The following is a 16,009-nucleotide window of genomic DNA, read 5'->3' on the forward strand; positions in this document are numbered from 1 at the left end:
TATGGAATACTCTGTTTTACGCCAAATTCCTTTCTTCATGAATTCTTTACTTATGGAGGGGGATTTGATTACAATACATTGTATAAGGTTGCAGTCTATCGACCTATTCCTCAGGAGGGACATCATGAACGATTTAGAAGGGCTTACGCCCGAACAAATAGAGAAGATTAGTAAAGCCCGTGAACGTGTGATCGATTCTATCGGCAAAAACATGGATCTGTATGGCATTACCTTGTCTATTGGACATTTATACGGTTATATGTACTTCAATCAAGGTCCAGTGACACTGGATGAACTCAGTAAAACAATGGGAATGAGTAAAACGTCCATGAGTACGGGAGTCCGTACCCTTCTAGATCTGAAAATGATCGACAAAGTATGGGGGAGAGGGACGCGCAAAGACTTGTTCACCACTGTGCCTGACTGGCATCAGAACTTCAGTGATTACTTCTCTATTAAATGGAGAAAAGCCGTCGAAGGTAATATGATCTCACTAGCGAAATCACTTGCAGAAATTAACGATATGAAAAAAGAGTATAGTGACGATAGTAAACTTATGCAGCTCTTAAATACAGATGAAGAAAAAATAACTGAATCCATTAACTACTACCGCTGGTTGCTGAAACTAATAGAATCTTTTGAGAGTGGCAAAATTTTTGAATTTATCCCTAAAGAAACTTAAGTCAAACCCACAAAAAACACACAAAAAAACGACAGTGCTCCTGTAAAAAGGAAAACACTGCCGTTTTTTCTCGTTTACCCTTCGATCAAGCTTACATCATCTAAATAAATTGTACTGCCCGCGCTAATTTCACTATTCGTCTCCGTACTATTCCCATCTATAAGCCCTAGCAAAAACACCAGATGAACACCAGCGTCTGTTGCCCCATTCATGGTAAAAGTGTAGCTGTATTCGTCCATATTCTGGGTCAAGGCTACAAGCTCAGCTTCCATATATTTGGTGTAGTCCCCGCCCTTATGCTCCACAGCTACCTGAATATTGCGGTTTACTGTAGAACGAGCTTTAAACTTCAAGGTGTACGTCTTTCCCTGAACGAGCTTGAGATTTTCGTAATCCACCTGTGCGCTATAAGGGGCTTGCCCGGTACCTGTTAAGTTGATAGCAAATTCCCCCTCTTGAACAGAAGCAGTTCCGATTCCGTCAAAATACTGGCTCCAGCCCGTTGCATCTACATCGAAGGTTCCATTATCCAGGGTACCGCTTGGCGGTGTTACTGGTGGACCCCCTTGTACCTCCCTGACCACAATATCGTCAAAAGAAATCGTATGCGGTGTACTGTTAGCCGCAGGATCAGCGCCCAGCGTTTTGCCGATCAGATAATTAAGCTTCAGCGGGTTGCTGTTCGACACCGTAAATTGTGCTGTATAAGTAGCCCAATCCGCATGAATATCAAACTTAGCTTGCGCGGAAGCAGCTGAAGTATTGGAGTATTCTAACACAATTTGGCGCGGAACCGTTGATTTTGCTTTGAAGCTCACCTCATATGTTTTTCCGCCCTCCAGTGGAATACCCTCTTGGAAAAATTGTGTATGCCACGCTTCCCATCCGGCCGACGTAATCAGGATTTCAGCTACGCCATCCTTCACATTAAACGCGGAGACGCCACCTTCTCCGGACCATGTAGTCCAGCCCGTCTTATCGCTGCCAAACGAACCATTGATGACTAGATTGTTATCATTAGCTAGAATAGTCTGCGCGACAGTTGCAGTAACATAATGTTCAGCCTCAACAGTAATGGTATAACTTCCTTCTGCCGGAAATACTGCTGCTTCAATTGTGATTTTTCCCGGTTCAATAGTGTACTGCTCTGCATTAAGTGTTGTACCGTTAACCTTTACCGCCATGATTTGATTCCGCCAATTTGCATTGTCGATAAAAGTAAGCTCAATCGGCTGCGAAACTCTGTTATTACTGCTGTCGCTCAGCAGCTCCTGCGGTTTGGCCGGTGCATTTTTGATCTCAAATTTCACATTGTCAATGATAATATCATGGTTTTGAGGAATACTAATCCCCTCAACCTTCCCAAGCAGGAATTTAAGAGACAATGTATCCTTGCTGCCTTGCCGGAATTCGAATCTGTAATGATTCGTCTCCGGCGTTACCTCCAGAATATTGCTGAACGAGGCCTGATACGTACCATTTTCTACGTTCACCCCGATTTTGCGGATTACGGTTGAACTGGCATCAAATTCAACCACATAATCCATTCCAGCAGCAGCTTTCAAGTTGTTCTGAAACAACATTACAGAATAAGCCTGACTGCCGGTATTCGTAATGCTAAATTTCGCTGCTCCATCTGCAACCGTAGCGCTGCTCTGACCACCCTGCTCTGTCAACAGGCGGTCCCAGGCGCTAAACCCAAAGTTAAATTCACCATTCAGGAGCGGGTAATATATTAGCGATGGATCAAAATAGAAGCTAGTACGTATCATCTGGAAGTTATCCAGAACGACTGTATCCGCTGCCCCGTTTAACAATAATACGAATTGTCCTTCATGATCGGTTGCACCTCTAAGATTGATAAAGGTGGCTTTAATTTTTTGCTCACCTTCGCTTAAGCTAACCGGTTGTTCTGCCTGTACACTGCCGTCTTTTCCTAGTAGTTGGACCGTTCCTGTGCGTGCAGAGGATACTGAAGCATTGAAGGTAACCTCGTAGTCCTGCCCTTGAATGAGCTGAATTCCCTTCTGAAGTAACCGAACCTCACCATTTTCACTGCCGCCAATCTGTAGCTTTAACTGGCCATTGTCATTAACGCTTGATTCTACCGTGACACCACCAGCTGCTTCCGTATGCCAATAACTCATCCGATTGGGTTCGCCAATATCGAAAGTACCATTGTACAGATGATTACCGTTGGCCAGCGGTTCCTTCACACTATCATGCGGGAATTGAATATTCTCAATCTCTTCTAATCTGACATTACCAAACCATACCGGTGAAGTATTGGTACCCACGTTGAACTCGACGCGTGCAGCAATATCTGAGTTCTCCTTCATTTGAAACATCGTTTCGTAATGCGTCATCGCTGAAGTTAGATCTACCTTAAACGATGGAGAATACGCTGCAAATCCACGAGATTCTCCACCTGTTAACCGAACGCTCATACTGCGGGACATATCGGTTTTGGCATCGAAGCTGAGTTTATAGAACCTGCCTTTAGCTATAGATACGATAGCTTGGGGTTGAATCGAATAAAAATTCCCGCCGCCACTGCTGATATCTACCTTCACATAATTGCGCTCCCCAATAGGAACGGTAGAAACCGTAGCTTCAGCCCCTGCTTCTTTATAAAGTGCCCAATGTGCGGTATTTGGGATTCCCATACCGTCATCCCCCGGCACCTGCTCCGAATAATTGTTGTTATAGACCATGTTGCCGTCTGCCAGTGCAAGCTTGGAGCCTTCTGGATAGGCTTCCTTCTCCAGTGTAACTGGAATAGGCTCGCGGTACTCACGACCTGTCAGCTCGTAGACTCTAACGTAATCAATCTCCATCGATTTTGGAAATACGGTTTCGCTAGTCGGATCACCATCAAAGTTACCGCCTACGGCCAGATTCATCAGCAAATGGAACTTCTGATTAAACGGCGCTGGATACACATTATTGGCAGGCTGCCCATTGCTGATGCTGTACCAGTCATTTTTGGTCGAATATAATTCACCATCCACATACCAGCGAATTTCGCCCGGCTCCCACTCAATAGAGTACGTATGGAACTGCTCAATCGTAGCGTTATCCGGAAATACATACTCTTTGCCGGAGTATACATTGTTCGGCGCCATACCGCCGTAATGAATCGTCCCCGCTACCGTGTCTGGACGACTGCCCCAGCCTTCCATAATATCAAGCTCACCGGAAGCAGCCCAAGTCCCGTACACATCGTTCTCCGGCAGCATCCAGATCGCCGGCCAGTACCCTTTTCCAGTAGGTGCTTTGGCCCGAATTTCAAATTTCCCATATTTCTTACTAAACAACCCTTTAGTCTTAATCCGTGTAGAAGTATATTGTTTGCCAGCTTTTTCTTCTTTGTGGGCCGTAATAATCAGGTTACCGTCCTGTTCCTTTACATTCTTCTCATCGTTGGTATACCACTGCTTCTCATTGTTTCCCCAACCTGGATTGTTGTATTGCGAACCATCTCCAAGGTCATAGGTCCACTTTGTAGCATCAATCTCTCCATCATCAAACTCATCCCCCCACACCAGTGTCCACGGATCAGTGGTTGGTGTTGGCGTGGCTGTTGGCGTGGCTGTGGGTGTTGGCGTTGGCGTTGGTGTTGGTGTCGGTGTGGCTGTTGGTGTCGGTGTGGCTGTTGGTATTGTTGTCGGTGTGGCTGTTGGTGTTGGTGTTGGTGTTGGTGTTGGTGTGGCTGTTGGTGTCGGTGTGGCTGTTGGTGTTGGTGTTTCGATTGGCGTAACAGTTGCCGTAGGTGTCGCCGTTGCTTCAGGTGTGGAGTTTGGTGTCGATATTGGACCTACATTCCCCGAACTGCTTGGCGCTGAGCTTGCTATTGGCAATGTTGTTTTGCCAGTGTTTCCTTTTTTTAATGCTACACCGCCAATCGTTACTCCATCGGCTTTGTTATCTATTGTGGTTACGCTTCCGCTGCCTTGAATTGTTGTACCTCCAGCGCTCGCAGATAGGATTAGTGCCGCCACTTGTGAATTGTTCTCCAATGTTAATTGGGTCGGACTTCCCAGAGTAAGGCTGCCGACAGTTCCAAGGATTCTTAACAAAGAACCGCTGACTGCTGAGTCTGCCGAACGAACCGCTCCAAATGTTCCGCGAAGCAAAATATTGTGAGGAACGACATCCATCTCAACATCCCCAAACCCTGCCCCGGTAAGATCGCTGCTTTCTTCCAAGATTGCCCCAGATAGCAGCTGCACTGTACCCACAGCTGTTGACCCGTTGGCATAAATCCGAACCTTACCATTAGGCTTGGCTACTTGAAGCAGTCCAAGAGAAGTATGGTGTAAGCCGATACTTTGCTCGCCGCCCCCGCGTACAAAAGTAGTCCCTGTTACCTTTACACCTTCAAGCTTTGCATTCCCGTCAGCTACCCCCTCGGTTAGATAAAGATTACCTTGGATGACCGTGTCTTTAAGAATCACATCAGCCCGATTTATGACTACATTGCCCTTAACTGTTCCTAGTGAAGTCTCTCCTGATTTCAGGAGGAGTCCCGAAACCATTCGATCAGCCAACTGAGCTAACTCTGCACGGGTGATCCCACCATCTGGCTTAAACAAACCTCCAGGATATCCTTTTACAAAACCTGCACTCGATAGAACAGCTATTGCTTTTGCGGTTTCATCGCTGACTCCGTTCAGATCGGTGAATGCTGCTGTACTGCTTTTGTCTGCATTGAAACGAAACACTTTCTCCAAGGCTAACGCCGCCTCAGCGCGCGAAAGTGCTTTTGAAGGATAAATATTGTTCTTCTGATCACTGCTTATATATCCAGCTGCAATCCCTTTGGCTATATCATTTTTATACCAGTCTGTAGCCTGGACATCAGCGGGAACCTTATCCGATTGCTCCTGATAATTAAATATACGATTCATAATAGCTGCGAATTCTGCCTTCGTGACTTCCTTACCCGGACGAAACGACCCGTCGTCATATCCGCTTATGATCCCATTTGCGCTCCAACGCTGTAATGGCCTGCGGCCCAATGACTTGGAGATACATCAGTAAACGCTTTCAATCCAATGATTGGTTCATTTTCCACTTTCGTTGCCGCTGAATCAGGTGAGTTTTCCTTTAACGCCTCTGCCGCTGAAGCATTCATGCTCCCAACCGGTGATAGCAGCCCGGTGACAAGGAGCATAGCAGCAAGCGCTGCTGTGAAATTCCTTTTCATCCTAAACATCACTCCTCGAATTTCGTAATATTCGTAATTCAAGCGAAAAATCGAAATCGGTTTCGACAATGCTATTGTTGCTTAGTTTTCTATTTTTGTAAAGATGTAATTTTGAATTTTTTTACATAGATTATTTTGGAATAAATCTGCATAGTGAAATATATATTTGACTTGTTTCGGCAATAATAATAGACTGAAAATAATTGAATTTTCATTCACCCTATTCATAATAACTCGCAAATAACCGCTCTAGAACAGTCTTTTTCTCAAATTTCAACTATTTAGCGGAGGGTGGCTTTATTAACTATGAATATCAAAATGATTGCCGAAATGGCCGGCGTTTCTGTCTCGACTGTTTCGAAAATTATGAACAATTACAGCGATGTTTCCGAAAAAACCAAGCAAAGAGTTTTGGAGATCATCGAACAAACCGGATATTCACCTTCCAACTCCGCCAAGACACTCGCAACGAAGAAGTCGAACCTGATCGGGGTTATTTTTGCTGGCGAGCTTAATGTCGAATTTACCCATCCCTTTTTCGTAGAAGTGCTAAATTCCTTTAAAAAGCAGATGGGCGTTCTGGGCTACGATCTCATTTTCTTTTCCAACGAGAAATTCATCAGCAGCGGCGATTATTTCGCTCGATCTGTTCATTTTAATGTGGATGGATGTGTCATTATTTCCGGGCAAAAGATGGAGCCTACCATCCGCGATCTGGATATGAGCAGTATTCCTTGTATCGGGGTCGACCTTGAGCTAAAGGGCAAAAAATCCGGCTTTGTGATGTCAGATAACTTTCAGGTTTCTTCCAAGGTCGTGGAGCATTTTTATCTACTTGGCTATAGAGAGCTTGGATTTATCGGAAGTGCAGCGGATTCAGATATTTCTAACCTGCGGGAATCCGGATATGTCAAAGCTATTGAAAGCTTCGGCCTCACTTTGAACCGTCAGTGGTTTGTTCATGGCGACGATTTCTTTGAGCCCAGCGGTTATACGGCTATGCAGCAATTAATTCAAACCGGAAATTTACCAAAAGCCATTTTTGCGGCTTCTGATTTGCTGGCTCTGGGAGCCATCCGGGCTTTGAAAGAACACGGCCTCAGCGTTCCTGAAGATATTGCCATTATCGGTTGTGACGACATTGAAGCCTGTAAATATACCAGTCCAAAACTGTCGACCATCCGCCAGAACAAAGAACGACTTGGCATCCTCGCTGCTCATATGCTCTATGACTTGATTAACAATCAGTCTGGCGGTGGATCGTTTGTAGTGGAGCCTGTGCTTATTGTACGTGAATCCTGTGGCAGTCAATTAAATACTCAGTAATCAACAAAAAAAAGACAACAGCCAATGAAAGCGGGTTTCCGCAAACGGCGTTGTCTTTTTATTGATTAACCGAAACGTTTCGTTATAAACATTCATTGGACATTAACTCGCCAAATTCCACCTCTTAATATGGAGTAGGTATCCCTACCTGATGATCCAAATTCAACTCAATCAATTGTCCAGCCTGGGTCAATCCGGCACCAAAACCATACATCAGGATCTTTTGTCCATTTTGTACTTTACCCTCGCGGATGCCCAAATCGAGTGCTAAAGGAATCGTGGCAGCAGAAGTATTGCCGAAATTCACAAGACTGTGCAGCACCTGCTCCAGCGGATAATTTAATCGCTCACAAATTGGCTCAATCATGCGCATATTAGCGCTGTGTGGAATAAACCAGTCTACTTCCTCCAGAGTTACCTCCGCTTTTTCAAGCAGCTGTTGCACACCTAAAGGAACCGTTCTGACCGCCCAGCGAAACACTTCACGTCCGTTCTGTACCAGCATTTGTGTATCTACCAGCTCAATATTGTTTACAGTATGGGCAAGCCCCGTACGGTACACATGATGTGCCCCACCGCCATCACTTGCCAGCTGGAAGCCCAAAAATCCCGTCGACTGCTCATCACTTTCCACAAGTACAGCTCCCGCTCCGTCCCCAAAAAGAATACATGTACTGCGGTCAGTATAATCCGTAATCTTGGAGATCGTATCCGCACCAATAACCAGGACCTTACGATGCATTCCTGAAGCCACATAACTGTGAGCAGTATGCAGTGCATAGACAAAACCCGCGCATGCTGCGCTCAAATCCATAGCACCCGCAGTCTGTGGAATGTTAAAACGATTTTGAATCAAAGAAGCTACTGAGGGAAAGGAAAAGTCAGGTGTGCTCGTAGCTACCAGGACCATATCGACATCCTGAACGCTTTTTCCATAACGAGTCATAAGATCCTGCACAGCTGCTGCACATAAATCACTTGTATACTCATCCTGCCTACTAATTCGGCGCTCACGGATTCCGGTCCGTTGTACAATCCATTCATTATTTGTATCTACGATCTGCTCCAGATCGGCATTAGTCAGTCTTTTGGCTGGGACATAGGTTCCGATAGCGGTAATTTTTGCACCTGTCATTCCAATCACCTCTTCATTTAGTATCTGATATTAGTACTTGGTACTAATTATAACTCTGTGCCTGCTAAAAAGTAAAGAAGGCCGGTAAAGCATCTTAGCTTCCCGGCACTTCCTAAACCTTACGAACCCACTTAGAAACGTTTTCTATTACGCTGCTTTCTTTTTCTGACGAACAATATAATCGCAGTTACAATAACCACCACTAAAATGATAAGCACAATCACGATATTCCATACATTAGGCACATAAACCTGCATTTGAATTGGCTCTGTATCCGCTAGTGTAACATTCCAAGTAAGGGTTCTGCCGTCCTCCACATTTGCATTATTGTCTCCATATAAATCCACAGGTAACGTTAATTTAAAGTCGAAAGCCATGTTTTGTAAAAACGCCCGAATAATCGGCTTCGATAAGCTGAGCGATCCCATATTATCCATTATGGTGTCTATGTAACTATTTAATTTGGGCTTCGCCTCAACATCATATTTGGTATAAAACCAATAATCTTTGGTATCTAATTTCAGGTCCACAATATCCAAGTCACCAGAGAGTGCTTTCATTTCCTCAAAAGAGGCATAAGATTTCATGAATTCATAGACTGTAGATTTTCCATCTTGGCTTTTCTCTAGCTCAATCCCCTGATCTTTAAGTTTGTTTACCAGAGCATCTTCCATTTTTCCGCTAATCAACGCTTCTGCCCGCGAATTCACTTTCATATTCACTGCAAAATCTACGCTTCCATTCTTATTCACTGTGACATGCGCTGTTCCTTTAGAACAGCCTGATAATAGTACAAGCATTAAGAGCAGCCCTAGTAACGAAAACCCTCTCCATTTTGACAACAACATTTCCCTCAAACCCTTCACTGACATGTATTTATATAACGGCTACCCATTCTATAAAGGCTACCTCATTTATATCATAGAATCAAACTCTATATGAATGAATAATCAAATTTGAGGACCGTCAAACTTAAACTTTATACGCGCATAAAAAAGAGGCCCTCACAGAAGTAATTACTCATGAGGTAACCTCTTTCAAAAAAGCATCAGCAAATTTGATGTTACTTGGAGTGCTCGTTGTCGCTTGGGTGCACGGTGTTACTTGAAGTGCTCGACGTTACTCTGGATGCTTAATGTTACTCGAAGTGCTAGTTGTCGCTTGGGTGCACGGTGTTACTTGGGCTTTCAAAGTCGCTTTCGGACTCCAGAGCCGTTATTTCCGCACAAACGTCTCTTTTCATAAGCTATCGGACTCCAGAGTCACTATTGCCGCAAAATCACCCCATTATGAGCCATTTTACGAGGAATAGCGCCTCTCCAGTCCGAAACTATCCGGAAAAGGCTCTAAATTAGCAAATAGCTGCATCTGAGTCCGAAAGCACAACGTCATCCCTCCCGCAACCGCCCTACTGCCCCTAAACTAATCAATTTTTAAAGCCACAGAGTTGCTCTATGTTACTTGAAGTGCTCGTTGTTACTCGGGATGTTCAAAGTTACTTGGAGTGCTCGACGTTACTCGGGATGCTTAATGTTACTTGGAGTGCTCGACGTTACTCGGGATGATCAAAGTTACTTGAAGTGCTCGATGTTACTCGGGATGTTCAAAGTTACTTGGAGTGCTCGCCGTTACTCGAGATGCTTAATGTTACCTAGAGTGCTCGCCGTTACTCAAGATGCTTAATATTACTTGAAGTGCTCGTTGTCGCTTGGGTGCACGGTGTTACTTGGACTTTCAAAGTCGCTTTCGGACTCCAGAGCCGTTATTTCCGCACAAACGTCTCTTTTCATAAGCTATCGGACTCCAGAGTCACTATTGCCGCAAAATCACCCCATTATGAGCCATTTTACGAGGAATAGCGCCTCTCCAGTCCGAAACTACCCGCAAAAGGCTCTAAATTAGCAAATAGCGGCAGCTGAGTCCGAAAGCACAACGTCATCCCTCCCGCAACCGCCCTACCGCCCCTAACCTAATCAATTTTTAAGTCACAGAGTTGCTCTATGTTACTTGGAGTGCTCGCCGTTATTCGAGATGCTTAATGTTACCTAGAGTGCTCGCCGTTACTCGAGATGCTTAATGTTACCTAGAGTGCTCGCCGTTACTCAAGATGCTTAATATTACTTGAAGTGCTCGTTGTCGCTTGGATGCACGGTGTTACTTGGACTTTCAAAGTCGCTTTCGGACTCCAGAGCCGTTATTTCCGCACAAACGTCTCTTTTCATAAGCTATCGGACTCCAGAGTCACTATTGCCGCAAAATCACCCCATTATGAGCCATTTTACGAGGAATAGCGCCTCTCCAGTCCGAAACTACCCGCAAAAGGCTCTAAATTAGCAAATAGCGGCAGCTGAGTCCGAAAGCACACTGACCCGCCCGCAACCGCCCCACTACCGCCCTCCCACAGCCTCCCTACTATCACACTACTGTCGCACTACTGTCGCACTACTGCAGCACTACTACCACCCTACTGCCGAAACAAAAACACTACTCCACAAACAACGTCCTACTCTAAAACCACTCCATTGCCCATCAAGCTAGGCTTATAGAGTCCCGCTTATGTGGTTAACGAGGCGCTTCTTTTCCCCGCTCCATGTAGTGAAGCATTCTCTTCACTCAAGCCGATATCCGCTTGGCGGAGAACCTTTCGCCCCCTCCAGCGCGCCAAAACAAGCAAACCTCTCACCAATTCGTCGGCTATCATACAACAATAGATACCTATGAGTCCCCAGCCGAAGCTGATTCCTAACCAATAGGAGCAGCCCACGCCAATGAGGGACATAGACACGATGGAAGTATACATCGTATAACGCGTATCCCCGATGGCATTCAGCGCGTTGCCGAGGGCCATATTCAGCATTTTGGAGGGCTGGAGCAATAGATTTAGAGCTAACAAAGAAACCCCGATCGCAATAATTTTCGGATCAGATGTGAAATAACCGAGCAGCTGTTTTCCGAACAAGAATAATAACAACATGTTAGCTGACACAATACTCAAACCAATGAAGAGTGTACGATATGCACTGCGGTAAGCTTCTTTCAGTTTGCCTGCTCCGAATAAATGAGCAATCTGTATCTGCCCCGCCAGCGCAAAAGCATAACCAAGCGTGAAGCAAAAGGACTCCAAGGTGTTAAGATACGTGCGTGCTGCTAACGCTTCGGCTCCAAGTGCAGCCAGAAAGGAATACACAATAAGCTGGGAGAATACCCAACAGGAAGAATTGATCCCGAGAGGCCAGGCAATCTTCAGAATTTGCTTGAACAGCTTGCCATTGAATATACGGAAATCTCTAAGTCTAACCTTGATCTCGAAAGAACGCCGGAATAAGGAGTAGAGAATAATCACTCCGACCAGTCTACTGACAATACTGGAGATCGCGATGCCCGCAAGGCCTAGCTGTGGCAGACCGAATACACCAAATATAAAAATATAGTTCAGAATAATATGAATCACGTTGATGATGATCCCTGTGTACATTGGCCCTTTGGTATTCCCTGTGTTCCGGATAGCGGTACCGAGGGAAGCGATCATCCCGACCATAAAGAGTCCGCCGCCGACGTAGGAGATATAGACATTCGAAAGTGATAATAGTTCCGGTGCTATATTTAGAACCCCACCAATAGGGCCCGCATAGAAAAACAATACAATACTCACGACAATCCCCAACACGAGGCTAACCGTTACCCCCATAATAGCAATCGTGCGCGCTTCACCAAAACGTTTGGAGCCCATTCTCTGTGCGATCAGAATCCCCGCTCCACCCGCAAATGTTGTAAAAAGTGTGGTCAATGCACCGAACAATTGATTGGAAATACCGACTACGGCGACTGCATCATCAGAGATACGGCTGACCATTAATGTATCTACCGTACCCAGCAGAGTCTGTAGAAATACCTCTATAAATATAGGCCAAGCCAATACCCAGAGTCCAAAACCCTGTCTTTCTTTTTTCACTATACAAACCCTCCTCGTAAACCATACCTACAGACTTAGCCTAAAAAATAACATCTTTATTCATTAGGTCAGACTAAATTATAGATGATATACTTTGGATGATGGTACAGATTTCAAACCAATTATTACATTATTCCAACCTCACTAAAAGGAGCTTCTGACATGAACATCTTGAACTTCACCGTTCCTCCGTTGCTGTACTACATTGTAAGCGGATTCCATACTTTCTCCCCCGGCCATTATCATATGAGCCGCCATAATACCCGGGTGTTCGATTTGCTTGTAGTTAAACAAGGCTGTTTATATATGAGTGAAGGCGGTCTCCCTTTTCAAGTAAAAGCGGGTCAGGCGCTCTTGCTTCGTCCAGACAGCCATCATTTCAGTACGGACAGCTGCAAGGAATCCACCTCTTATTATTGGCTGCATTTTCAAACGGTGGGCGACTGGAATATAACCGAGGATACGGCCGCTGCGCTTGAGAAAGACAACGTCAAAATAGAGAACCCCCTGCAATCTGACGAATTTGATATCCGGCCGTTTAGCTTACGCTTGCCTCAATATACAACTCTGCTGCAGCCGTCCAAGATGGAAGAGCTGCTCTCGCAGCTGAATCAGCTTGTGCCTAATTCCCATTTAAGCGATACTCCATTTCAGCAGCAGCTGTTGTTTCAGGAGGTTATACAGCAGTTATCCGCCTCCCTCAGCCATGAGCGCCCCTCGCCCTCCAAAATATGTGCAGAGCAAGCGGCCTCCTATTTACGCAGCCATTTTCGTGAGCATATCACTGCGCAGCAGCTCGGGGAAAGTCTAAGCTTTCACCCTGTATATATCGCTCGTTGCATGAAGAAGGAATACGGCTGTGCGCCGATGGAATATCTGCTGCATTATCGGATTCAGCAAAGTAAACTTTTGCTGATGCAGACTAGCTACACGATTGCCCGTATAGCCGAGGAAGTCGGCTTCAATCAGGCCCCTTACTTCAGCTCCAGCTTTATTCGAATAGAAGGAACCACTCCACGGGAATTCCGTCAACGTTTCTCGTAAATCTGAGTACGTTAAAGAACACAAAAAAAGGGATGCTCCCTGCCATTAGGCTTAAGGAACATCCCTTGCTACTTTTATTATTTCAAACCCTTCTCCTGCACATAAGCATCCCATTGCTTGATATATTCGGTCTGAATTTTTTCAAGGCCGGCTTGCTTAGCCTTTTCCATAAAGGTGGCTAAACCCGCATCAACATCCTCTACTAATCCAGCTTGCAATGGATACAGGTATTGCTTTTCCACCTGCTCTAGTGCTGCTTTTTCCGCCTGATAGGAGGTATAATCCTCAGCAAAACCTGTGAAAATATCCGGCTTCTGAATTTTGTCGAGCTCAGCGAAAATTTCCTTCACGCCATCATAGGATTTATCAAATAGCATGAACTCCGGATTCCGCCAGGCCCAGCCATTCATTCCCTCGCGTGTAAAACCGTTCGTTGAAGCATCTCCAATAAGTTCATAGTAGCCGTTCGCATCAATTTTATAGTTCTTTCCTTCCACACCGTATTGTGTCAGCTGATTATAACGTTTATCCATGACCATTTTTTCATAGAAGGCCAGTGCACGTTCAGGGTTCTTGCTGCTCTTCGGAATGGCGAAACCATTATGAATAGGATGAACTGGTGTTGCATAACCAATGGTATTGCCATAAGGATAGTAACCTAGATCCCAATCCGGATGTGCTGCTTTCACCTTCATCAACGTATCGTTGAAGCGAGTCGGATTATCTCCGAAGATGCTTGCTGCCTTGCCCGCGATAATCGGAGCCTGGATGGTATCCTTCAAGTTCAGGACGTTTTTGGAAATCAATCCGTTTTCCTGCCAGCGTCTCATCGTCAGCAGCTCTTCTTTATGTTCCTCCGAGCCCCAATACAGATAAGCTTTTGAAGGATCATCGTACTTAATACCAATACCATAAGGCAGCGGACTGCCGACCTGTGCGGTAAGTGTTGAATATACATCATGAATGTTACCTCTTACATCACTGTTAAAAGAAGCAGGTGACATCTGCGGTTCATTTTTCTTGATTCCTTCCATGTATGCTTCATAGCTAGCCAGATCTGTCGGCTGAGGCAGATTGTATTTCTTGCGCAGATCCTCACGCCATACGAAGCCGTTCGTTACATACTCCTTATAAGTCGCTGGAACGGTGTAAATCTTGCCATCAATCTTCACGGCATCCCACATTTCCTGTGGTACGAATTGCTGGAGTTCCGGGGCAGCTTTGGGCAGCAGATCATCTATAGCCAAAAAAGCTCCCTTTTTCGCATAAGCTTGATATTGTGTCCAGTCCGCAGTGAAGATCAGATCGATCGATTGACCCGACGACAGCAGCAGCTTATATTTCTGATCCCAATCTGTCCAGGTTGTATAGTTGAATTTAACGGTTGCATTCAGATCCTCTTCAGCCATTTTGTTAATTTCCGCTTCAATGCTTGAGAGGTCCTTCGGCGCATCGCCTAGCATATAGAATTGCAGCTCGACCTTTTTGGAAGTGTCCAGTCCGGTCTTCTCCTCCGTCCCTGCGTTCGTACTTTGTGCTGTGTTTCCTCCGCTATTGCTCTCTTTTACCGCCGCATTGTCTCCGTTTGCAGAATTAGAATTCCCCCCGCAGCCTGCCAGTAGCGTCATGCCCAGTACTGACGTAAGCAGAATAGACATGCGTTTGCCCCGTTGTTTATTCATCTGAATCCTCCCTTTTCACTATGCTTCTATGTTAGCCGACTGTACCTTTACCCGGTAGTGGGCAGGTTGCGGTTCTAACCTTTTACAGCGCCGATGGTTAGGCCTTTGACAAAATAACGCTGAACGAACGGGTACAGAAAAAGAATAGGTCCCGTCACGACAATTGCCATCGCCATTTTGGTAGACTCAGCAGGGACCTCCGTAGCCAGTGACACCCCGGTTCCCGCCCCCATCTGTGCGATAAACTGTGCTGAATTGATAACATTGTACAGATAGAACTGCAGCTGATATTTATGCGTATCATTGATGAACAGTGAAGAGGTGAACCAGTCATTCCAGTAATACAAAGCCAGAAACAAACCGACTGTAGCGATGCCCGGCATGGAAAGCTTGAGTACAATCTGCCAGTAAATCCGGAAATCACCAGCCCCGTCTATTTTTCCAGAATCGAACAATTCCTCAGGAACTGCTGATTTGATGAAGTTTTTCATTAAAATGATCAAAAATGGCGTCATCAGACCTGGAAGCACCAGTACCGCATAGGAATCCAGCAGACCGAGGTATTTCGTAATCATGATGTACCACGGGACAAGTCCTCCCCCAAACAAAGTCGTAAAGTATATATAGAAGGAAAAGCTATTTCGATATTTAAAATCTTTACGCGCCAGTACATAACCCGCCATAGTCATGAAAAAAAGTCCCATTACCGTTCCAATAGCAGTTGTGCTGACTGTGATCGCATATGCCCGCAGCACCTCATCCGGGAAGATGAATACCGTCTTGTAGCCCTCCAGTGAGAACTGTGCCGGAATCAGATGATAGCCATCGCGAATAATGGACTCATTGCTGGTCAAAGATGCAGAGATAATTAGCAAAAAGGGCAGCAGGCAAGCGATCGATAAGCCAATAATGACCACATAGGCAATCCAATGAAGCATTCGCGTATATTTATCCTTTTGAATTTTCATTTCTTATCCTC

Annotated in this window: 10 protein-coding genes; 3 read left to right on the forward strand and 7 right to left on the reverse strand. The window is 45.3% G+C overall.

All coding sequences use genetic code 11. The annotated features are described in order from the left end of the window. Window positions 1-124: 124 nt before the first annotated feature. Entirely contained in the window at window positions 125-682 is a 558-nt protein-coding gene (locus MHH46_RS27010; protein WP_036685364.1) for a GbsR/MarR family transcriptional regulator, read from the forward strand. A 74-nt stretch (window positions 683-756) separates the two neighbouring features. Here the strand turns inward: MHH46_RS27010 and MHH46_RS27015 are convergent, their stop codons facing one another. Both MHH46_RS27015 and MHH46_RS27020 read right to left on the reverse strand, forming a co-directional pair. Beyond that, window positions 757-5,592 (reverse strand): carbohydrate binding domain-containing protein, encoded by a 4,836-nt coding sequence (locus MHH46_RS27015; RefSeq protein ID WP_405132632.1) that lies wholly within the window; start codon window positions 5,590-5,592, stop codon window positions 757-759. Window positions 5,593-5,657: 65 nt separating this feature from the next. Continuing rightward, window positions 5,658-5,891, reverse strand: a complete 234-nt coding sequence (locus MHH46_RS27020) for a hypothetical protein (RefSeq protein ID WP_405132540.1) — start codon at window positions 5,889-5,891, stop codon at window positions 5,658-5,660. A 306-nt stretch (window positions 5,892-6,197) separates the two neighbouring features. Between MHH46_RS27020 and MHH46_RS27025 the strand changes: the two genes are divergently transcribed. After that, on the forward strand, window positions 6,198-7,217 hold the full coding sequence (locus MHH46_RS27025) for a LacI family DNA-binding transcriptional regulator (protein ID WP_076193400.1): 1,020 nt from the start codon (window positions 6,198-6,200) through the stop codon (window positions 7,215-7,217). Between the two features lie 124 nt (window positions 7,218-7,341). Here MHH46_RS27025 and MHH46_RS27030 read toward each other — a convergent pair whose 3' ends face one another. The 3 genes from MHH46_RS27030 to MHH46_RS27040 form a co-directional block, all read right to left on the reverse strand. After that, complete coding sequence (locus MHH46_RS27030; RefSeq protein WP_076128027.1) at window positions 7,342-8,352, reverse strand: ketoacyl-ACP synthase III; 1,011 nt, start codon at window positions 8,350-8,352, stop codon at window positions 7,342-7,344. 131 nt (window positions 8,353-8,483) lie between these two features. Then, the gene (locus tag MHH46_RS27035; protein WP_076193402.1) at window positions 8,484-9,152 is read right to left on the reverse strand and encodes a DUF3153 domain-containing protein; all 669 of its coding nucleotides are present in this window, start codon (window positions 9,150-9,152) and stop codon (window positions 8,484-8,486) included. Between the two features lie 1,754 nt (window positions 9,153-10,906). Continuing rightward, complete coding sequence (locus MHH46_RS27040; RefSeq protein ID WP_076194142.1) at window positions 10,907-12,307, reverse strand: MATE family efflux transporter; 1,401 nt, start codon at window positions 12,305-12,307, stop codon at window positions 10,907-10,909. Between the two features lie 159 nt (window positions 12,308-12,466). On the opposite strand from MHH46_RS27040, the gene MHH46_RS27045 reads away from it, so the two are divergent. Next, window positions 12,467-13,348 (forward strand): AraC family transcriptional regulator, encoded by an 882-nt coding sequence (locus MHH46_RS27045; RefSeq protein ID WP_076194140.1) that lies wholly within the window; start codon window positions 12,467-12,469, stop codon window positions 13,346-13,348. Window positions 13,349-13,425: 77 nt separating this feature from the next. Here MHH46_RS27045 and MHH46_RS27050 read toward each other — a convergent pair whose 3' ends face one another. Further along, window positions 13,426-15,036 carry an extracellular solute-binding protein gene (locus tag MHH46_RS27050; RefSeq protein ID WP_143762780.1) on the reverse strand — a complete coding sequence of 537 codons (1,611 nt, stop codon included), beginning with the start codon at window positions 15,034-15,036 and terminating at the stop codon, window positions 13,426-13,428. A 68-nt stretch (window positions 15,037-15,104) separates the two neighbouring features. Further along, window positions 15,105-15,998, reverse strand: a complete 894-nt coding sequence (locus MHH46_RS27055) for a carbohydrate ABC transporter permease (RefSeq protein WP_076194136.1) — start codon at window positions 15,996-15,998, stop codon at window positions 15,105-15,107. Between the last annotated feature and the right edge of the window lie 11 nt (window positions 15,999-16,009).

Origin of the sequence: Paenibacillus sp. FSL H8-0175 (assembly GCF_045040615.1) — a bacterium.
GTDB lineage: Bacteria > Bacillota > Bacilli > Paenibacillales > Paenibacillaceae > Paenibacillus_AQ > Paenibacillus_AQ odorifer.